The following is a 20,514-nucleotide window of genomic DNA, read 5'->3' on the forward strand; positions in this document are numbered from 1 at the left end:
ATTAAGCCGACTTAGCTCAATTGGTAGAGCAACTGACTTGTAATCAGTAGGTTGGGGGTTCAAGTCCTCTAGTCGGCACCATATTTGGAGGGGTAGCGAAGTGGCTAAACGCGGCGGACTGTAAATCCGCTCCCTATGGGTTCGGCGGTTCGAATCCGTCCCCCTCCACCATTTATAGGGGTATAGTTTAATGGTAGAACAGAGGTCTCCAAAACCTCCAATGTGGGTTCGATTCCTACTACCCCTGCCAAATAATATAATGGCGGTTGTGGCGAAGTGGTTAACGCATCGGATTGTGGCTCCGACACTCGTGGGTTCGATTCCCATCAATCGCCCCATTCACATATTTTAAGTGAAGTAATATAATAAGGATATGAAGTTTATTAATGGGCTATAGCCAAGCGGTAAGGCAACGGACTTTGACTCCGTCATGCGTTGGTTCGAATCCAGCTAGCCCAGCCATATATGCGGAAGTAGTTCAGTGGTAGAATACAACCTTGCCAAGGTTGGGGTCGCGGGTTCGAATCCCGTCTTCCGCTCCATAATTAGGCGGCATAGCCAAGTGGTAAGGCAGAGGTCTGCAAAACCTTTACCACCGGTTCGAATCCGGTTGCCGCCTCCATTATTGAATATAAGTCCTGCCGGGGTGGCGGAATTGGCAGACGCACAGGACTTAAAATCCTGCGGTAGGTGACTACCGTGCCGGTTCGAGACCGGCCCTCGGCACTTTGATTTATATATTGCTACGCCGGTGTGGCGGAATTGGCAGACGCGCACGACTCAAAATCGTGTTCCTCTGGAGTGTCGGTTCGACCCCGACCACCGGTATCAAAAATAGTGTGAGAAACACTATATAAAAAGCGGTTTGACAACTAAGTCAAACCGCTTTTTATTGTTCCTTGCATACGATTTCCACTTGAAAAGTGGTATGCAAAATTTCTGAATTTGGAAATCGCCTTTTAAATACATATTAAATTAAGTTTATCTTGCTTCTGTATTAACTTCAGACACCCCAAAAAGAAGTCCTTGATTATCTAAACAGTAAGCAAAATAACCTATATTAGGAATAGCTGTTTTGGGTACAACTACATTTCCTCCATTAGCAGTAACTTTTTTTATGTATTCATCTACTGAAGGTGTTTCAATTGAATTAGTAGTTCTGGTAGCCCCATCAGGAGATTTCATTAACCCACCATCAATACCAGCTTTATCATCATCCCCGGTAATGATGAACCAATAATCTATGGGACCTGGCATTTTTTCGAACTTCCAACCAAAACTATTTGAATAAAATTCAATAGCTTCTTCAGGATTTGGAACCTGAAATTCAAATCTAATCACTTTACTCATCTTATAGACCTCCTAATATTTTATTGCATAAATAATTGTAACGGAACCAACGTTTCTGTTCATCCTTTAAGAAAATTCACAATGCTGATTTTATAACTTTGGATATGACTTCTATTTTATAAATATATTATCCAAATAGCAAAACTTTTAAGAAAAGACGGTTTCCATATTGGAAGCGGTCTTTTTGTGATACTAAGAACGTATTTGTCAGTAATATACAGTGAATCCTGTTAGCTTATTAGTAAGGTGAATAATAGTAAGTATTGCAATGAAATTTTGATGAATATGTAAAAATGTAAAGGAAAACTCGTTACATTAGTGGAAACGATATTTTGAGGGGGAGTTTACATGATAGGGATACAAATTAAAGATGGTAACGTCATGATAGAAGCGGAAAAGGTAAGGGAACTTCTTTCGTTGCTAAAATACGGGACGTACCTAACGAAGTATGCTGAACTGAACGCAAAAGAAGAAATCAACAAAGCTATAGACGGGACACATCACCTTTCCGATATCTTCGAGGAAAAGGAAGATGCCCTAAAATTTTATCGCAAGCTTCATAAGAAGACAGCGAAAAGACTTATGCAATTCGAAACTTTCACGGAAGAAATTGAATCCTTATTTATCATGAAAAGTAGTGATTGAATGCACCAAGATACCCACGCTGAGTATATTTTATAATTGTATTTGAGGAAGGAGTGCTTTAAGTGAAGATAGAGGCAGGAGATCTGTTATTTATTAAGGGAGATTGCTATGCAAGCCCTTTAATTAGATTTTTCTTAAAATCGGATTATACTCATGTAACGATTGCTACAGATGAGGAACATATATGTGAAGTTGATTTATTTACTAAAATGAAAATTATGAAAAACCCTTATTCAGAATATGACGTATATCGTCTAGAGCCAACCTTGAACGAAGTCCAAAAGAAAAATGTCTTAGTATTTTTAAGGAAAAAATGTAGTACATCTAAGGGATACGATTGGTGGAGAATTATTTCACTTTTTCTCCAAAAATACTTTCGATTGAATCTTATCATTCATGCACAAGACCGATATATCTGCTCAGAAATAATAGATAAAGCATATCAACATATTGGAATCGATCTTGTTGATCACAAAGTGACTGGTGATGTTACTCCTCTGGATTTAATGAATTCAATATATATGAAGCATTTATTCACGTATAATGAAGGGAAAACTGTGATTGATATTAGTGAAAAAGAGAATTTTAATTTATAGATTATTAACGTGAAGAAAAAATCATTATAGAAAATCAGATAAATGAACTAAAAATAAGAAAAAGACATTTAATATAAAGTAAAGCTACAACAAGAAACTCACGCATTGCATGAGTATTTAGAAAAGGCATTACTAGTATTCTTTCAACTCCTTAATCTGCAAGGGTTTCAACATCGAACACAATAGAGAGTAATGAAAGAGTCTGTAAGCCTTTTTTGTTGCACTGAAAAAAGAAGGATCAAATACTTATATCGTCATAAACGTCTATTGTTAGAAGATTTACGATAAATTGGTGTGTGAAGCAATGTTTAACTGAATGAAAAATTATCTTCTTCTTGGGATGGAGAAAATTTAATTGTTAAATACGAGCCTAAATGATGAATAGTGCCAGTCATTTTGATTCGTAAGTTTTTCGGTTTGTTTATCCGTATTTATCTGTTCTTTTTGTTCTTTAGCTTCCTGTTCTTCCACTTCTTCTGCTTGTTTTATTTGACCAATTAAAGAGATGATAGAACCAGTCGCTTGTATCCAGCTTCCGGTAGTGTCTAATGACCATTTATCTTCATTTTCTTCGTTTTCTACACGGTTTGTATCTTCTTCGTTCTCCTTACTATCTTTATTATTCTCTACTTGGCTCTCCTTCAATACTTGTATTCCATCTATGGCCTGTAATGAATTTCCTATAGCTTGCAGTATATTTCCCATGGCTTGCACTAACCAGTTGGAACTACTTTCTGGATTATTCGAACTTGAAGCCTTTTCAATTTCCTCTCCAAATGAAGCAACTCCGCCTAAAGCTTGTAACCAATTTCCGTTAATTATTAATTTTTGTTGTGTCTCGTCTTTAAAATTGATAATAAGTCCACTTATTACTGATATGTTTCCAAATGATTGAATTGCATTTCCGATAGTCTCCAGAGAGCCATCCTCGAATTCCTCAAATGCATTAGCTTGTACCGCACCTCCAACAGATTGTAAAACATTTCCCACCAAACTGAAATCTTGTCTTAAGCTACTTTTTATAAACTGTAAAGGTGTACTTCCGATTGCGGCAGTAATTGTTCCTATTGCCACTAACAAGGCACCAAAAACCTCTGTAGCTTCGAAAGCCTCTACAGCTTCAAAATCCTCTCTAGTGTCGAAAATCTTGTTAATTTGCTTCTCCATTTGTAACCTATCCTGTCATTAGGTACTTATTTAAATCATATTCAAAGAGGTTTTCCAATGATTATCTGCGACTTAGTTTCACAATTTCTATTTATTTGCAGCAGCATTTGATTATCTTTATAAATTGACTTAAAGGGTTGTAACTACTGCTTGTAGAAATAGAATTTTAAAACTGGGCAACGAATGGGGAGAGAAATGATGGATAAGATGAAATACAAAAAAATGGAAGAAGAGCTAAAGTAGAGAGATAGTAAAAGGAGGCATAGGAATATGTCATTGTAGATTTTCAATTTTTAGTAAAAAGATACTTAACAGAAATTCCTAAACAATATCTTCAGTAATACTTTTGGGGGACACAATATGGTTGCTATACAAGTCATTATTTTTGTGGGAGTAATAGTATTCGGGTATTTACTAGAAAGACTGATGAGAAAAAAGTTGAATATACCTAAAAAGGGTTATATTTATCAACCCGTCAATAATATTCAAAAATGGGGAGAACGGGTTCTTTTAATTGTATACATGGGTTTGCTAGTTAGTGGTATAAATGTTAAATATATAATTCCTGCATTTTTTATTACATTTTATATTTTTCGTACATGGATGGAGTGGAAGTATGATAGAGAGTCAAAAGAGTATGTAATTTCTATAATGGCGTTTATATTTTTGCTCCTTGTGTTGCTTGTATTAATGTTCCTCTTCTAAAATACAAAAAATGAAAAAGAGGGATTGTAATGTTTAAATTCACGAAAAAAGGTATATTAGGAACGTTTGCTTCTATTGGAATTCTAGCCTCTGCAGTTATTGCTGTTCAATCGTATATAAACAATTGGGAGGAGAACCACATCATTGAGGAAGCTGATGAGGAAATTGTTGTAGATCGTGTAGAACTTGAGGAGCCAGCAGAATCAGTAACTCCCCCTCAGCCAGCTCCAGTTGTAGAGACTCAACCAGAAAAATCAACGGATGAAGATATTCAGCATCGTATGCATGAAATGACTCATCAAAAAGTGATTGCCGAACAACGTTGGGGTTACATTCCAATGACGCCTGAGAGTATCGAAACTACAATACAGCTAGTTGAATACAGTAACGATAATTTAGAGCATTATGATTTTTATATAGAGGCGCTGCATAAATGGCAAGCAGGTGATTTTTCTAACTGCGTCTATGTTCATAATCAAATATGGGAGTGGGAAGGCGGAGAGCTTGGAAAAGCGACTAGGCTTGCGACAGCTCAAGAAGAACAAGATTTTATAAGCAGTAAAAGCAAGAAATAAAGATGGAGGGTGTCACTGTGACAGATAAAACGGGTGAAGTGATTTCTAAAATTAAACAAAAAGAAGCGGCCTTTGGAAAAGCTATATCCTTGCGCTTAATTGTATTAAATGAATATACATACTATAAAATTTTCGCTTCTGCCTATTATGAAAAAATACCAGAAGAAGCACAGCAACATATGCTGCTTGAACAAGTTCATTCAGCAGCTCTTGTAAAACAAAGAGCGAAGGCGTTAGCTGGGGTATTTAAACAACAGTTTCCAGATGTGGATGTGTCCATACATTTAGATAGTGTAGAGTGATAGAAGCTATAAATGCATCAAGGGTTCTCTCCTATCGTGAGAACCCTTGAATTTTGTTAGCGGTTATGCCTCAGGGATAGCCAATCGATCGAAGTGACGTGCGAGTGCTTTTAGCTGATGAGCTAACTTCTTTCCAAACATAGGAAGCTCATGTCCTGTAATGGCAGCAGATGGTTTTAAGGCTTCTAAGTTTGTTACTGATTTCCAAGCAGCCTGCCAGTCAGTTGTATAATACGCAGGGGGGCCGTGTATTTTCTTATATTGAGTTAGGATAGAAAGAATAGAATCTTGCTTGACAGTTGTAAAAGCATCTCCTGCAATAAGAATGCCGTCAGAATCACGAAACAAGGAGATATGCCCTGCAGTATGCCCAGATGTATGGATCCAGCGCCAACCAGGCATTTCTGCGATGCGACCGTGTTCAGGCAAAGGACGGGTATAATGTCCTAGATGAACGCTTTTACCTGGGTAAAACGGAGCTAGAGGGGCTATTAAACCTCCAGAAGATGAATCGGGAGGAGAGTAGTTCGCTTGTCCTGTTAAGAATGAAAGCTCTAGCATGTGAGCATATACAGGGACATTCCAATATCGTGCTAGCTTTTTTACAGCTCCGATGTGGTCAAAGTGACCATGTGTTAGGATAATAGCTTTTGGACAGCAGTTTTCTCCATATAACGTTTGAGCAGCTTGCCAAATTTTATTAGCAGAGCCAGGCACACCTGTATCGACTAAAACCCAATGATTTCGATACCCTACGAAGCATATATTTGAAATCGCAAGCCTTAGAGAAACAACATCTTCAGCTACCTTGTGTCCGATCGGTTTTATTTGTTCTTATTTCCTCCCAATTAGAAATCCCTCTCTTATTATGTACCGATCTTATTTTACTATTGAGATGAAATGAAATTGTCGCAAGTGAGTGTTGGCCTCTCTCGTAGGCAGTTATTACAATACAACTAAAGCAAGAAGTTTCTAAATCTAGAGGGATTTTTCTATAAAATAAATTTAATTTTTTTCGACAAAATTCTTGTCACCTATATTATGCTGTGCTATAATTCTTAACATAAGTTAATGAAAAGTTAATAAAAATCATTAATTTCTTTTATAATTTGCGGGTGTAGTTTAGTGGTAAAACAAGAGCCTTCCAAGCTCTGGTCGTGAGTTCGATTCTCATCACCCGCTCCAAAAAATATAAATTACTTACTTCATAAGCAACGCAGTGTTTCGTTTATACAATAAAACGGGGCATTGCGTTTTTTAATGTTTATTTGTCTACACTTACCATATAGGGGGTGCAATAATGAATGTAGAACAGCTGAAACAAGATATTATCACGTACAGCAAAGAAATTGGCATTGATAAAATCGGGTTTACAACTGCCTTACCATTTAAGGAACTCAAGCAGCGTCTCATACAGCATGAAGAACTCGGTTATGCTTCGGGCTTTGAGGAAAAGGATATTGAGAAACGGGTGAAGCCAGAGTTGGTATTACCTGGTGCACAATCTATCATCGCTATTGCACTTGCCTATCCTTCTAAATTAAAAAATGCTCCTCAAAGTAAAAAAGGAGAACGACGTGGGATTTTTTGCAGAGCATCTTGGGGAGCGGATTATCATGATGTGTTACGTGACCGGCTGCAAAAGCTGGAACATTTTATTTTAGAGAAGGTCCCGGCTGCTGCTCTACAATCTATGGTAGATACAGGAGAATTGAGTGACCGTGCGGTTGCAGAACGTGCTGGCATTGGATGGAGCGCTAAGAATTGTTCTATTATCACTCCCGAATTTGGATCGTATGTGTATTTGGGAGAAATGATTACAAATATCCCTTTTCCTCCTGATACGCCAATTGAAGATGGGTGCGGGACTTGCAATAAATGTATAGAGGTTTGTCCGACTGGTGCTTTAGTCCAAGGCGGGCAGTTGGATTCACAAAAGTGTATCGCCTTTTTAACACAAACAAAAGGTTTTATTGCAGACGAATACCGGATAAAAATGGGGAACAGGCTATATGGCTGTGATACGTGTCAGACAGTCTGTCCAAAAAATAAAGGCATAGATTTTCATTTGCATCCGGAAATGGAGCCTGATTCGGAAGCTGTAAAGCCATTGTTAAAACCGCTTCTTACAATTGGAAATCGAGAATTTAAAGAGAAGTTTGGAGTAATGTCAGGTTCATGGAGAGGGAAAAAGCCAATTCAGCGAAATGCCATTATTGCACTTGCACATTATAAAGACGAAACAGCGGTTTCAGATTTGATTCAAGTAATGAAAAAGGATCCAAGACCAGTCATGAGAGGTATGGCCGCATGGGCATTGGGTAAAATTGGGGAAAAAGAAGCTGAGTATGCGATTTTAGAGGCGAAAGACAAGGAGCTGGATGAGGAAGTTTTAACAGAAATGGAAAAAGGATTGCAGCTGCTTAAGGAAAGACAGGCAGATTCTTAAACCTTCGGACATATGGTAATAATAACCGCGCCTTGCAAGGAAAGAAAGTACACGATGTACAAATGATTGTATCCTTTTTTTCTGCTGAATGTTAAGAGCACTCTTTATGTAGAAAGTTAGACGGGCCGTGTCCGCTTTTTGTATTGAGGGGAGTGAGAATCTTTGTCCATAAAGGCTATTTTAGAACAAATGGTCAATGAGCAGTTAGCATTTGTAGTGGGAAATGTTTCTGTTACTACTTATACATCTAAAGAAATACAGGATGTGATTACACGTAAAAAAGAGCTTATTAAGACGAGAAAGGCAGAGGTTGTCAAATGTCAGGCACAAGTTACTATTGTGCGTGAATTAACATTTGGAGCTCGAAAAGAAGTAGATTATATAGTTCATTTTCAATATTTAGTAGACCAAATAGGACTGTTATATGTGGAAGAAGAGCGTGTCGAGCGCCGCATCATCCTCGAAAAAGAACAAATTGTAAATGATTCGTATATTGAATATGTAAGTGAACCTGAGCCAATGGAGTTCTTAGAACGAGATGTTACAAAAGGCAAGGGGCAGTATATTCCATATAAATACAATCGTCTTGAAGCAGTAAAATATGCTGAAGCATGGTGGAATGGCCGTAACCCTGCATATAAAAACTTCCCAGATAACTGTACAAATTTTGTGTCTCAGTGTATCCGAGCAGGAGAAGTACCGATGACAGGATATCCTACTGTGAGAAAGGGATGGTGGCAGCAAAATGGGCAATGGAGCTGGAGTTGGTCAGTTGCTCATTCTTTTCATTGGTATTTGTCGGGGGCGACAGTCGGTTTACGTGCTCAACAAGTTGAAAAACCCGAAGAATTGCTTTTGGGCGATATAATCGCCTATGATTTTGAAAATGACGGCAGATGGAATCACACAACTATGGTGGTGGCGAAGGATGCAAATGGTATGCCGCTTGTAAATGCTCATTCTTCAGACAGCCGAAAACGTTATTGGACTTATGAAGATTCTAATAAATATACTCCTCGTATGAAATATAAGTTTTTTCATATTGTGGATAATGAATAGAGCAGCATAGGCTGCTCTATTTTTATGAAAAATTATTGAATAGACCGCTATTTAATAAGTATGATGGAAGCCAATACTTTTCTTTTTAGCAGGAAATGATATAAAATACGTTGTAGATAATAAATAGAGGTGAGTATATTGGGAATACATGTTGTATTATATCAACCGGAGATTCCGGCAAATACGGGGAACATCGCTCGTACATGTGCTGCTACGGGCACTACGCTGCATTTGATTCATCCGCTTGGATTTTCTACCGATGATAAAATGCTGAAGCGAGCAGGACTAGATTATTGGGAACATGTCAACGTAATTCATTACGTTTCTCTTGATGAATTTTATGAGAAAAATCAAGGTGGAGAGTTTTTTTATTTAACAAAATACGGTGAGAAGGCACATTCTCATTTTGATTATAGTGATTTAGATAAGGAGCATTATTTTGTGTTCGGCAGAGAAACCAACGGCTTGCCGGCAAATGTAATTGAAGAGAATTTTGACCGTTGTTTGCGTGTACCGATGAATGAGCATGTACGTTCATTAAATTTATCTAATACAGCTGCTATTCTTGTGTATGAAGCACTTCGCCAACAAAATTATCCGGAATTAAATAAGGCTCTTTTCGCATAGATTGTTGCTATTTTGACCATACTCCTAAAGGGTGCTAAAATACTTGTTTGGGAGGTGGTTTTTCAATGTTGGAACATGTTTATGCTGACTTTACTGATTTATCGAAACAAGACCAAATCAAGTTATTTAATCGCTTAAAATCAGAGTTCTTCTCTAATGATGAAGATGAAATTGTAGATACATACACTACGATAAGAGAAACTCGCTTTAGCGAAGGTCTTGGTTGTGTTCATTGTGGAAGTGTAAAGGTTAAGCGAAACGGAAAATATCGCGGAAGACAGCGTTACTTCTGTCATGATTGCTGCAAGTCATTTAATGACCTAACAAATACTCCGATTTCAGGTTCACGATATCTTGGAAAATGGGCTAAATATTTTCGTATGATGATTGAAGGCTACACCTTACCAAAAATTGCTGAAGAGCTTAAAATTCACATATCAACTTGTTTCTATTGGAGGCATAAGATTTTATTTGCATTGCGTTCTTTAGGATTTCAAGGTTTAAAGGGTATCGTTGAAAGCGACGAGACCTTTTTCAAAGAATCATTTAAAGGACGTAAAGTTGAAGGTAGAGACCCAAAAGAACGTGGTGGAAAAGACCCAAAAAGAGGTATTAGTAATCTTAAAATTGCAGTTGTAGTTGCACAAGACCGTAATGGTCAAGTAGTTGTTAGAAAAGCTGGTCGGGGGCGTGTCCGAGCAGAAGAAATAGATGCGGTAATTGGGGAGTATATAGACCCCTCTGCTTTGTTATGCACTGATACCGCAACGAACTATAAAAAGTTTGCATTGAATAAAGGTCTAAAACACGAAACAATTAATGTCAGTAAAGAAGGGTATGTAAAAAAAGGCATATACCATGTTCAGCATGTCAATAGCTTTCATAAACGTCTTGGAGATTGGATGGATAGATTTCAAGGAGTAGCCACTAAATATCTCGATAACTACCTATACTGGTTCAAATTCTTACAACAAAATAAGAAGTTAGCTACTAAGGATAGAGTAAAGGGTATGATGTTAGGTTCCTGTCAAAATCCTAATTGCATTACAGTTAAGTATTTACGAGAAGTATAAATATAGTTGGATTAGAACGAAAAAGCCATATCAATTGATATGACTTTAAAGGAATGTTATTCAACTAACGCATCAGTTAGTTGAATAACTCCTAACCAATATTAGTCGAATAGTACATTCCAATTAAAATTATCATAATTACCACTATACCTAAAAGAACTCGTTTCATCTCCCAAGCCTCCGTTCTTTAATAGAACTACTTGTACATTATATTTCTATTCAGCTATTTAATATGTCTTGTTCAACTAAAGCATCATTTAGTTGAATAGCTACATTATGTTTTGTTCTTTTTAAATATCCAATTAAAAAAGAAGACGAGCTCACTTATTATTAATCCAAATCCTACCCATTTTAAAAAGTAGATATTATCAGAATCTAGAATTATTTTTTTATTAACTATAAAAGCTAACAATAGCCCGATTAATCCACCGATTAAAACCATTAAATAATGTTTATATCTATTAAGTAAATAGGTTTTCATTCTCAAATTCCCTCTGAATTAGTTTATTATATTTATTTCGATGGAACTATAAAAAACACCTTTTTTTACGCAACTATCCTGCCATTTAGTTGAATAAGGACCAATGATTAATATTCTACAACTAACAATAATTTTCCTTTATTAAGTCATTATTTTATAAAAGCAACAAACTTTACGAAAACAGCCTTAAATAAAGAAATTAATTATTAAAAAGAGGACAGGTTACTAGCTGTAAATAAGCCAATTCTCTTTAGTTTGAATAAGCATAAAAAATAAGCTGACGTCATGCTAGACGTCAGCTTATTTTTATTTACCAGCACCTGGCTTATCGTTGTATCCAGCAGTGAAGATGGCGCTTAAAAATGCGACCATTACACCCATTAAAAGTAAAAAACGCATGGTTATTCCTCCCTTTCTATAGTATCCCCGCTTTTTCTATTATAGCGAATTCTTTCTGCCAATTCCAAAAGTTTTCTTTCTAAGTATAATGTTTTTACTTCATATACCTTCTCCATAATAAAGATATCCTCCCCATTATGACCTAGAATGTAATGATTTAATTAGAATGTTTGCGGACATCCTCGCATACAGTGTAATAATCCTTTTTTGAACAAGATGATGGGGGAGGTCCAGTATGGATATTCTAAGAAAAATTGAACAGCACCGAGAAGCAGAAAAACGATTGCAATGGGAAGGGACATTTGCTGAGTATTTGGAGATTGTCAAAGAGAAGCCGTGGGTAGCTCAAACAGCTCACTCGCGCATTTATAATATGATTAGGGATGCTGGAATCGAGGAAGTAGATGGGCGTAGGGAGTACAACTTTTTTAGCAATCAATTATTTGGATTAGAGACAGCTTTAGAACGGCTGGTAGAAGAGTATTTTCATCCAGCAGCAAAGCGTTTAGACGTAAGAAAACGAATTTTACTGTTAATGGGTCCTGTAAGTGGAGGGAAATCCACACTGGTAACGATGTTAAAGAGAGGATTAGAAGCCTATACCTATACAGAAAACGGCGCAATTTTTGCTATAAAAGGATGCCCGATGCATGAAGATCCTTTACACCTTATTCCTCAGCATTTACGGGAAGATTTTTATAAAGAATACGGCGTTAGAATTGAAGGGAATCTATCTCCTCTGAATTTAATGAGGCTTGAACAAGAATATAATAACCGCATTGAAGATGTAATTGTGGAGCGTGTATTTTTATCAGAGGATCGGCGCATTGGTATTGGAACCTTCAGCCCATCCGATCCAAAATCTCAAGATATTGCAGATTTAACTGGAAGCATTGACTTTTCGACTATCGCTGAATTTGGATCAGAATCTGATCCTCGTGCATATCGATTTGATGGAGAGCTTAATAAGGCGAATCGAGGCATGATGGAATTTCAAGAGATGCTGAAATGTGATGAAAAGTTTTTATGGCATTTGTTATCACTAACACAGGAAGGAAACTTTAAGGCAGGCCGTTTTGCTTTAATTTCAGCAGACGAATTAATTATAGCGCATACGAATGAAACGGAGTATCGTTCCTTTATCTCCAATAAGAAAAATGAGGCGCTACATTCCCGTATCATTGTCATGCCAATCCCATATAATTTACGAGTTAGTGAAGAAGAGCATATTTATGAAAAGATGATTCGAGAAAGTGATGTATCTAATGTTCACATTGCACCTCATACGCTTCGTGTAGCAGCGATGTTCACTATTTTAACTAGATTGAAAGAGCCGAAACGAGGCGATATCGATTTAGTGAAGAAAATGCGTTTATATGATGGTGAAATGGTGGAAGGCTACAATTTGGTTGATGTCGAAGAGCTGCAAAGAGAATATGCAGATGAAGGAATGAGTGGTATTGACCCTCGTTATGTAATCAATCGTATTTCGTCTACAATTATCAGAAAAGAGGTGCCATCGATAAATGCGCTGGACGTTCTTCGGTCCTTGAAAGATGGGTTGGAGCAGCATCCATCCATTAGCAGTGAAGATCGTGAACGGTATATGAACTTCATTTCTGTCGCAAGAAAAGAATACGATGATATTGCGAAAAAAGAAGTACAAAAAGCCTTTGTTTACTCTTATGAGGAATCAGCGAAAACATTGATGGATAACTACCTTGATAATGTCGAAGCTTACTGCAATAAAAATAAGCTGCGGGATCCATTAACAGGTGAAGAAATGAACCCGGATGAAAAGCTTATGCGTTCTATTGAAGAACAAATCGGAATTTCGGAGAATGCGAAAAAAGCATTCCGTGAAGAGATTTTAATTCGGATTTCGGCATATGCAAGAAAAGGAAAACGATTTGACTATAATTCTCATGAACGTTTACGAGAAGCGATTCAAAAGAAATTATTTGCAGATCTGAAAGATGTAGTGAAAATTACAACATCATCCAAAACTCCTGATGAAAGTCAATTGAAGAAGATAAATGAGGTTGTAGCACGTTTGATAGATGAATATGGATACAATTCCTCTTCTGCCAACGAGTTGCTTCGATATGTAGGAAGCCTGCTCAATCGTTAAAGGTAAAAAAAGTATGCTCTCGGGCATGCTTTTTTTGCAAAAATACAAATGAACGAACCAGCTCCGATTATATAAACTGCAGCTGGTTTCGTTTTCTCTGTATAACATTATTCCCCCTGCATTTGATTCAGTATTAGAGGAAGTTCTCCTTCTCTATAAGGTGCTTGTCCTATAAAATACCTTGAATAAATTTTATGAATTATTTGTCAATTATTATTATTGCTGGCATAAGATAGAGTAACCAACCATTCAAAGTAAAAATAAAAAAGACCGACACGATACCATATGCTGTACCGGGAAAAATGGTGCTTAAAAAGTTGAAACGTGAAGAGAAAAGCGGACTTTTTTAGTGATAAGAAAGTGTAACTAGGCAATCGCCAGCGCCTACAGGCTTGGTGTTAGTCAAGTTTTCTTTATTTTGAGGGTTTAGAAATCCGTTATTTTGAAAATAGTTTGGTTGAATTGTTAGATCTAATCAAATGAGACGTTTAAGCAAAGGGCCATTACCTGTAAAACCCGATTGGTTTTAGCTATCAGTGCGTAAACGTGAAAAGCTGCACCGATGAAAAAATTATATTATTAGAAAAACGGTTGTTTGAAACAGAGTTTGTGAACGCATAGTATACAAGAAGGAGGGGAAAGGTCAGTGAGTGAAGACAATAAGAATAATTATACTATTGCAAAGGAAAATTGGTCCCTCCACCGTAAAGGACATGATGATCAACAGCGACATCAGGATAAAGTACAGGAGGCTATAAAAAATAACCTTGCAGATTTAATTACTGAAGAAAGTATTATTATGTCGAATGGAAAAGATGTAGTAAAAATTCCAATCCGTTCGTTAGATGAGTATAAAATTCGCTACAACTATGATAAAAATAAGCATGTTGGTCAGGGTAACGGTGACAGTAAGGTTGGGGATGTCGTTGCCAGAGACGGTTCCAGCAGCGGGCAAAAAAAGGGACCAGGCAAAGGGCAAGGTGCAGGTGATCAGGCAGGGGAAGATTATTACGAAGCTGAAGTATCACTTATGGAACTGGAACAAGTATTATTTAAAGAATTAGAGTTACCGAATTTAAAACAGAAAGAAACGGATGAAAATCGCATCGAGCATATTGAATTCAATGATGTTCGAAAGACTGGATTGATGGGGAATATTGATAAAAAACGAACCATGATGTCTGCTTATAAACGAAATGCGATGAGCGGGAAACCGTCCTTTTATCCAATTCATCCAGAGGACTTAAAGTTCCGTACATGGAATGAAGTATTAAAACCAGAATCAAAAGCGGTTGTATTAGCCATGATGGATACGAGCGGTTCTATGGGAATTTGGGAGAAGTATATGGCACGCAGCTTTTTCTTCTGGATGGCACGGTTCTTACGTACAAAATATGAAACAGTCGATATCGAATTTATTGCCCACCACACAGAAGCAAAAGTAGTAACAGAAGAAGAGTTTTTCTCTAAGGGAGAAAGCGGGGGGACTATCTGTTCATCTGCTTATCGAAAAGCATTAGAATTAATCGAAACAAAATATTCACCGTCACGCTATAATATTTATCCGTTCCATTTCTCAGACGGTGATAATCTCACCTCAGATAATGCACGCTGTGTAAAGCTTGTAACGGAACTGATGAAAGTATCCAATATGTTTGGATATGGAGAAGTGAATCAATATAATCGTCATTCAACGCTAATGTCCGCTTACAAAAATATCAATGATGAAAAATTCCGTCATTATATCCTCAAACAAAAAGCTGATGTCTTTAATGCAATGAAGAGCTTCTTCCGAGCAGAAGCAAATGAGAGAATTGGATGAATGTAAGAGCCTTGAGTACAAAGGGAGTATGTACTCAGGGCTTTTTTTATTGTGCAAATACAGGTTACATGTCAGTCAAATATAGGAGCAAGTATGTCTTTTATGATAGCTGAAATAGTAACAGCTGGATGGAAGCAAAATGGAACTACCAGTTTAATAAAGCGTATCTAGAAGTAGAGGGAATTGAAGTTTCTAAAGAGTTGACAGGTAAGGTCTTAGTGGAAACAGCAGAAACAAGCAGCGTTCTGGCGGTTACTGTTAAAGCGTTGCAAGGCTCTATTTCAGCAACAGACATACTTCCTTTATTGCATGTGAAAATGAAAGATATGGACTATATTAAGCAGAATTACTTGCTTGAAAACCCTACGGTGCAGCCTTCCAAAAAGCCGAGTGAAAATGCGAATGGTAAAAGGCTGGAGGATATCTTAGGTGCATTGAATTAGGCTGAAGAAGAACCGCTTATATGAGCGGTTCTTTTTATTTGAGTTACATAAATCCGTATAATTCAACGGGTTTCATAAAATTTTCCCAACCTTCTAAAGAGCTCTTAGCCGTTGTATATGCTCATATTTTGTCTTATTTTTCGGTGTAATATTCGAAAAAATGACAAATTTAGACGGTGATTGCCTTGAATTTTCCCAATTAACAGAATTTGATTCTTTCAGTACAATTTAAATAATAAATAACTCACAACAAGAATTAACAGCTATGCAAATAGAGTAGGAATCGTTATATTTTTGTGAGAAATTTTCCTAATAAATCTAGTAAATTAGGTAACTCGCAGTTGTTGATAGCTGCTTGTATATACAACTTAGGAGGGGTACTATGCAGAAGAAATTCAATCGCGTTCTTGCTGGGGCATTGACAGCTGGTGTATTAGCTACAGGTTCTGTACCATTCAATACATTGGCACAAACTCCGCTTGAAGTAAAGCAAGTTGATAATGTTGAACAAGTATTAATGAAATTAACAGATACACAACGACAAGCTTTGGAACAACTGGATGCAAAGCCAGGTTTTGTTATTTCACCAAATATTGATACAACTAGCACTGAACAGGTAAACGTTATCGTCGAGTTTAATCAAGCACCGGCGAAAGTAGAAGTGATGAAGCAAGCGGCAAAAGGATTGCGTACGACTACGAAAGCGGCAGCTGCCAAGGTAGAACAAGCTCATCAAGAGTTTAAACAAAGCTTTGAAGCGTTAAAAAACCAAAAGAGTGCAAGCCCACAGTTAAAAGATGCAAAGATTACGAGAGAATATCGCACAGCTTTAACAGGCGTAGCGGTGACAATTCCAGGTGCAGCAATCGAAGAGTTACTAACATGTGGTGTAGTGAAGCGTGTATGGAAAGACGACACAGTACAGCTTGATCTTCCGGAACAAACACAATCAGCTTCCGAATCGAAAATGATGGACAGTATTCCGCAAATCGGAGTGGACAAGCTTCATGAGGAAAAAGTAACTGGAAAAGGTATTAAAGTGGGTGTGTTAGATACAGGGATTGACTACAATCATCCTGATTTAAAATATGCGTATCAAGGGTACCGTTCATCCTTTGGAACAGATCCGAAAGCAATTGAGCCAGAAATGGTAAAAGGCTGGGACTTTGTTGATAACGATGCGGATCCAATGGAAACGACGTATAAAGATTGGCAAGCTTCCAATGAACCAGAAATCAACCCTTATTCTGGAACTCCTTATTATACAGAGCATGGTACACACGTATCAGGTACGATCGCTGGGGAACAAAAAAATAATGTAGACTATGCGGTAAAAGGAGTAGCTCCTGATGTCGATTTATACGGCTATCGCGTACTTGGTCCTTATGGTGCTGGTGCTACATCAGGTATTCTTGCTGGTATCGATAAGGCTATTGCAGACGGGATGGATGTCATCAACCTGTCTCTTGGGAATTCTTTAAATGACCCACTATACCCAACATCTGTTGCGATTAACAATGCGATGCTGTCTGGTGTAGTCGCAGTAGTAGCGGCTGGAAATAGTGGTCCAAACGAAAAAACATTAGGTTCTCCAGCAGCATCCGCACTTGGTATTACCGTTGGTGCAAGTGATTTTGCGATGGATATTCCAACCTTTACTTCTATGACTGCAGGTAGCCAAACATTTGAGAATGTAAAGCTGTTAGGCAAAACCTTTACAGACAATTTGGAAACACTCCAAAACCAATCGATGCAGGTTATGTTCGCCGGTCTTGGCAAACCGACTGATTTCGAAGGAAAAGATTTTACTGGCAAAATTGCCTTGATTGAACGTGGAGAACTAGCATTTGTTGACAAAATCAAAAGTGCGGCAAAAGCAGGTGCAAAAGCAGTTATCATCTATAACAATGTAGAAGGAGAAATCTCTGCTTATTTAGGAGAATCTATGGGGCTCATTCCATCCTTCCGTTTAACAAAAGCAGATGGAGAGCGCTTGCGAGAACTTGGTGATAACGCTTCGCTTACATTAGGCGCATTGGCAAACACAAAAACGGAAGGCGATAGTCTGGCAAGCTTCAGTTCTCGAGGGCCAGTAGAAGGCAGCTACGATATTAAACCGGATGTAGTGGCACCAGGGGTAGCGATCTTCTCTACGATTCCTGAATATGTTAACAGTCCAGAAGATGGAGTGGATTATACAAATGCATATACGCGTTTGCAAGGAACATCGATGGCAACTTCTCACGTGGCAGGGGTAGCAGCGTTGATTCTGCAATCACATCCAGGATATTCTCCATTTGATGTAAAAGCAGCTTTAATGAATACCTCAGTAGACTTAAAAGGCAATAACTCCGTATTCGAACAAGGTGCAGGACGTATCGATGCGTACAATGCTGTGCACACGGATATCTCGATTAAAGTGATGGATACTACACAAACCATTGAAAACAACCAGGTTGTAGAAATTGCTGATGAAACAGGATCGATCTCATACGGAAGTCATTACAAAGAGGATAATGGCTCAATTGAAGACAGCCGCAAGATGGTCATCAAAAACCATGGGGAAGAAGATAAAACATTCAAGGTAGAAGTAGAGTACCATGGAGAGAGAACAGGTATTCAAGATGCCGTAGCAAATGGTGTAACGCTCGACGTGCCAAGCAGCATCACAGTTGCAAGCAGCAAAACAGTAAGCATGCAGCCTAAAATTACAGTCCCTCAAAGTGCGGCAGAAGGCCGTTATGAAGGCTATATTCATGTGACAAATGCAAGCAACCCAGAAGAAACATATCAAATTCCATTTGCCATTCGTGTAACAGAGAAGGGAATAGAATCTATAGCATTATCAAAATATGCAGCGGCGAATGATGTAAGAGCTCATCCATTTTATTCTCCATTTGTTGGAGCAAAACTTAAACTGAAAAGCCCACTGCAAACGATTGATGTTGTCTTAAAAGATGAAAAAACAGATAAAGCAATCGGTTTCCTTGGGACAATTAATGCTAGTACGATGAAGCCAGATGTAACATATACCATGCTGCAACTTTTTAATGGCGATATGTATCCATTTACAAATGACTCTCAAAACCCAATCAGCAGTGAAAAAGTGAAAGCGCCGGAGGGACAGTATAAGATTGAACTGCTTGGTTATGACGAAAATGGAAAATCATATCCTATCAGCCAACCATTTATTGTAGACAATACTGCTCCGAAGATCACGATGAAGGATTATGATCAAAATGTAATCGAGATAGATGATTCTATGTATACAGAAGAAGATGGCGCACGTGCATTATGGGTACACGGTAATGTATATGATTCTACAGTGGATGTACTGAAAGAAAAAGGTATTAATATTGATCAATCTACAAATACGCTTGCGGTTTATCCGAATTCACCGTTCCCAATGATGTTCCCAGTACAAGGAAATGGAGATTTCAAATTCGGCATAGAACCAAAAGACATTGCAACGAAGCCTTATGGCGTGCGTGTGCTTGCAGCTGACTATGCATCAGCAGCGGATTATCCTGGTGGAGTCAAATTTTATTACTTTGTAAAAAAGGGAACGGAATATGTAACAAGTGAGTACAATAAAACGGAAGTTAGAAAAGGCGATACAGTCACTATGACATTAAATGTGAATAATGTGAAGCAGCTTCTGTCTGGAGACTTTAGCCTACAGTATGAAAATTATCTGTACAACTTCTTGAATGTAAAGGTAAACAAGCAATTTAAAGAATACGCGAAGAAGAATAACGTTTCTATTAACCTAAAAGAAGCTGCAATTACAGAAGGTTCAACTAAGAACACAGTAAAAGTAGGAGCAGCTCTTGAGGGAAGTAACTTTGCAGGAATGGACGGAAATATGCCGTTTTTGGATGTAACCTTTAAGTTAATAGAAGATGAATATTACGACGGTGCTGCAGCTATAACAGGTGTTACTTTCTCTTATATGCAAGCAGGACAAGAAAAGCCAGTCGGCATTCCATATTTATTTGTTGGTAAAACATTTAAGTTGATTTCAACGCATTCAAAAATACAAGGAAACATTAAACCAGAAGGCTTCTTGACTGCAACTGGATCTTTAAACAATAAAATTGACTATTCTGCTATTGGTGCAACAGTATATGCAAAGGCAACAGATGGAAAAGTGTACAAGGGTACGATTAATTCACGCGGGGCATACACTATTAATGGAGTTCCTGCTTCAGATGAGCCGTATACATTGTATCTGAAAGTACCAGGTCATTTAACAAGTGTAATAACAAAGAAATTCGGCACACAAAAGGGCGGAGAATGGATAGGTCACTCTTATTCTAATCAGAACTTTACTTCAACGTATGCAGGTGATGTGAACAAGGATAAAGTAATTGATATTCGAGATGTACAATTGATTGCGGATGCATATGGTACAAGTTCTGCGACTATAGTACAAGAAGACATCAACCGCGACGGCACAGTAAATGAAGCGGATATTCGTTTCGTGGAACAAAACTTCTTACGCATTGGTCCTGATGCTAAGAGCACGAAACAGCCTAAAGAAACAATCAATAAAAAAGGCTTAGGTGATTTCTTGAAAGAACTGGGGCTTGAGCCAAAACAATAAGAAGTAAACAAAGGGATGCTTGAAAAAAGCATCCCTTTTTACGTGGTGCACAATAATTCACCTCTTTTATCTCATGTTTTGTAG

16 protein-coding genes and 10 tRNA genes are annotated in these 20,514 nt (G+C 37.7%); 23 read left to right on the forward strand and 3 right to left on the reverse strand.

The annotated features are described in order from the left end of the window. Positions 1-5 precede the first annotated feature (5 nt). The 9 genes from J7Q84_RS13970 to J7Q84_RS14010 all read left to right on the forward strand — a co-directional run bounded on the left by J7Q84_RS13970 (position 6) and on the right by J7Q84_RS14010 (position 828). A tRNA-Thr gene (locus J7Q84_RS13970) sits at positions 6-81 on the forward strand. A 5-nt stretch (positions 82-86) separates the two neighbouring features. After that, positions 87-171, forward strand: a tRNA-Tyr gene (locus J7Q84_RS13975). 5 nt (positions 172-176) lie between these two features. After that, positions 177-250: transfer RNA gene (locus tag J7Q84_RS13980), tRNA-Trp, on the forward strand. Between the two features lie 12 nt (positions 251-262). Next, positions 263-338, forward strand: a tRNA-His gene (locus J7Q84_RS13985). Between the two features lie 49 nt (positions 339-387). Next, a tRNA-Gln gene (locus J7Q84_RS13990) sits at positions 388-462 on the forward strand. Between the two features lie 5 nt (positions 463-467). After that, a tRNA-Gly gene (locus J7Q84_RS13995) sits at positions 468-542 on the forward strand. Positions 543-548: 6 nt separating this feature from the next. Further along, positions 549-622 (forward strand) — tRNA-Cys (locus J7Q84_RS14000). A gap of 18 nt (positions 623-640) precedes the next feature. Further along, positions 641-726 (forward strand) — tRNA-Leu (locus J7Q84_RS14005). A 21-nt stretch (positions 727-747) separates the two neighbouring features. Continuing rightward, positions 748-828: transfer RNA gene (locus J7Q84_RS14010), tRNA-Leu, on the forward strand. A gap of 153 nt (positions 829-981) precedes the next feature. Here J7Q84_RS14010 and J7Q84_RS14015 read toward each other — a convergent pair. Beyond that, positions 982-1,350, reverse strand: coding sequence for a VOC family protein (locus J7Q84_RS14015; protein ID WP_209095192.1), 369 nt, complete (start codon positions 1,348-1,350; stop codon positions 982-984). Between the two features lie 348 nt (positions 1,351-1,698). On the opposite strand from J7Q84_RS14015, the gene J7Q84_RS14020 reads away from it, so the two are divergent. Then, complete coding sequence (locus tag J7Q84_RS14020; RefSeq protein WP_209095193.1) at positions 1,699-1,995, forward strand: hypothetical protein; 297 nt, start codon at positions 1,699-1,701, stop codon at positions 1,993-1,995. 62 nt (positions 1,996-2,057) lie between these two features. Beyond that, complete coding sequence (locus J7Q84_RS14025; RefSeq protein WP_209095194.1) at positions 2,058-2,591, forward strand: C40 family peptidase; 534 nt, start codon at positions 2,058-2,060, stop codon at positions 2,589-2,591. 351 nt (positions 2,592-2,942) lie between these two features. Here J7Q84_RS14025 and J7Q84_RS14030 read toward each other — a convergent pair whose 3' ends face one another. Continuing rightward, positions 2,943-3,758, reverse strand: coding sequence for a DUF6944 family repetitive protein (locus J7Q84_RS14030; RefSeq protein WP_247739277.1), 816 nt, complete (start codon positions 3,756-3,758; stop codon positions 2,943-2,945). A 360-nt stretch (positions 3,759-4,118) separates the two neighbouring features. Between J7Q84_RS14030 and J7Q84_RS14035 the strand changes: the two genes are divergently transcribed. From J7Q84_RS14035 to J7Q84_RS14045, 3 genes are read left to right on the forward strand one after another with little or no spacing between them, the layout of a single operon-like run. Continuing rightward, the gene (locus J7Q84_RS14035) at positions 4,119-4,463 is read left to right on the forward strand and encodes a DUF4181 domain-containing protein (RefSeq protein ID WP_209095195.1); all 345 of its coding nucleotides are present in this window, start codon (positions 4,119-4,121) and stop codon (positions 4,461-4,463) included. Positions 4,464-4,492: 29 nt separating this feature from the next. Then, entirely contained in the window at positions 4,493-5,038 is a 546-nt protein-coding gene (locus J7Q84_RS14040) for a DUF6241 domain-containing protein (RefSeq protein WP_209095196.1), read from the forward strand. Between the two features lie 17 nt (positions 5,039-5,055). After that, positions 5,056-5,340: a hypothetical protein gene (locus J7Q84_RS14045; protein ID WP_209095197.1), complete on the forward strand. Its 285-nt coding sequence runs from the start codon at positions 5,056-5,058 to the stop codon at positions 5,338-5,340. A gap of 63 nt (positions 5,341-5,403) precedes the next feature. Here J7Q84_RS14045 and J7Q84_RS14050 read toward each other — a convergent pair whose 3' ends face one another. Beyond that, positions 5,404-6,168 carry an MBL fold metallo-hydrolase gene (locus J7Q84_RS14050; protein WP_209095255.1) on the reverse strand — a complete coding sequence of 255 codons (765 nt, stop codon included), beginning with the start codon at positions 6,166-6,168 and terminating at the stop codon, positions 5,404-5,406. Positions 6,169-6,451: 283 nt separating this feature from the next. Here J7Q84_RS14050 and J7Q84_RS14055 point away from each other — a divergent pair. The 9 genes from J7Q84_RS14055 to J7Q84_RS14095 all read left to right on the forward strand — a co-directional run bounded on the left by J7Q84_RS14055 (position 6,452) and on the right by J7Q84_RS14095 (position 20,430). Next, positions 6,452-6,525: transfer RNA gene (locus J7Q84_RS14055), tRNA-Gly, on the forward strand. Positions 6,526-6,640: 115 nt separating this feature from the next. Next, the gene (gene queG, locus J7Q84_RS14060) at positions 6,641-7,789 is read left to right on the forward strand and encodes a tRNA epoxyqueuosine(34) reductase QueG (RefSeq protein WP_209095198.1); all 1,149 of its coding nucleotides are present in this window, start codon (positions 6,641-6,643) and stop codon (positions 7,787-7,789) included. A 162-nt stretch (positions 7,790-7,951) separates the two neighbouring features. Beyond that, positions 7,952-8,848 (forward strand): amidase domain-containing protein, encoded by an 897-nt coding sequence (locus J7Q84_RS14065; RefSeq protein WP_481747557.1) that lies wholly within the window; start codon positions 7,952-7,954, stop codon positions 8,846-8,848. A 138-nt stretch (positions 8,849-8,986) separates the two neighbouring features. Next, positions 8,987-9,475: a tRNA (uridine(34)/cytosine(34)/5-carboxymethylaminomethyluridine(34)-2'-O)-methyltransferase TrmL gene (gene trmL, locus J7Q84_RS14070; RefSeq protein ID WP_209095199.1), complete on the forward strand. Its 489-nt coding sequence runs from the start codon at positions 8,987-8,989 to the stop codon at positions 9,473-9,475. 65 nt (positions 9,476-9,540) lie between these two features. Continuing rightward, a complete protein-coding gene (locus tag J7Q84_RS14075) occupies positions 9,541-10,548 on the forward strand; it encodes an IS1595 family transposase (protein ID WP_209095200.1) in 1,008 nt (335 codons plus the stop codon). Between the two features lie 1,115 nt (positions 10,549-11,663). Then, a complete protein-coding gene (locus J7Q84_RS14080; protein ID WP_209095201.1) occupies positions 11,664-13,559 on the forward strand; it encodes a PrkA family serine protein kinase in 1,896 nt (631 codons plus the stop codon). Between the two features lie 646 nt (positions 13,560-14,205). Beyond that, entirely contained in the window at positions 14,206-15,381 is a 1,176-nt protein-coding gene (gene yhbH, locus J7Q84_RS14085; RefSeq protein WP_209095202.1) for a sporulation protein YhbH, read from the forward strand. A gap of 128 nt (positions 15,382-15,509) precedes the next feature. Continuing rightward, positions 15,510-15,824 (forward strand): hypothetical protein, encoded by a 315-nt coding sequence (locus J7Q84_RS14090; RefSeq protein WP_209095203.1) that lies wholly within the window; start codon positions 15,510-15,512, stop codon positions 15,822-15,824. 382 nt (positions 15,825-16,206) lie between these two features. Next, positions 16,207-20,430 carry a S8 family serine peptidase gene (locus tag J7Q84_RS14095; RefSeq protein WP_209095204.1) on the forward strand — a complete coding sequence of 1,408 codons (4,224 nt, stop codon included), beginning with the start codon at positions 16,207-16,209 and terminating at the stop codon, positions 20,428-20,430. The last annotated feature ends 84 nt before the right edge of the window (positions 20,431-20,514 follow it).

The organism is Bacillus sp. 165, from assembly GCF_017742235.1.
In the GTDB taxonomy this organism is placed as follows: Bacteria; Bacillota; Bacilli; order Bacillales; family Bacillaceae_G; genus JAGHKQ01.

Coding starts and splice junctions, on each gene's coding strand:
- J7Q84_RS14015 (WP_209095192.1), bottom strand. CDS start 1,350: ATGAGTAAAGTGATTAGATTTGAATTTCAGGTTCCAAATCCTGAAGAA.
- J7Q84_RS14020 (WP_209095193.1), top strand. CDS start 1,699: ATGATAGGGATACAAATTAAAGATGGTAACGTCATGATAGAAGCGGAA.
- J7Q84_RS14030 (WP_247739277.1), bottom strand. CDS start 3,758: ATGGAGAAGCAAATTAACAAGATTTTCGACACTAGAGAGGATTTTGAA.
- J7Q84_RS14035 (WP_209095195.1), top strand. CDS start 4,119: ATGGTTGCTATACAAGTCATTATTTTTGTGGGAGTAATAGTATTCGGG.
- J7Q84_RS14040 (WP_209095196.1), top strand. CDS start 4,493: ATGTTTAAATTCACGAAAAAAGGTATATTAGGAACGTTTGCTTCTATT.
- queG (WP_209095198.1), top strand. CDS start 6,641: ATGAATGTAGAACAGCTGAAACAAGATATTATCACGTACAGCAAAGAA.
- J7Q84_RS14075 (WP_209095200.1), top strand. CDS start 9,541: ATGTTGGAACATGTTTATGCTGACTTTACTGATTTATCGAAACAAGAC.
- J7Q84_RS14080 (WP_209095201.1), top strand. CDS start 11,664: ATGGATATTCTAAGAAAAATTGAACAGCACCGAGAAGCAGAAAAACGA.
- J7Q84_RS14090 (WP_209095203.1), top strand. CDS start 15,510: ATGGAAGCAAAATGGAACTACCAGTTTAATAAAGCGTATCTAGAAGTA.
- J7Q84_RS14095 (WP_209095204.1), top strand. CDS start 16,207: ATGCAGAAGAAATTCAATCGCGTTCTTGCTGGGGCATTGACAGCTGGT.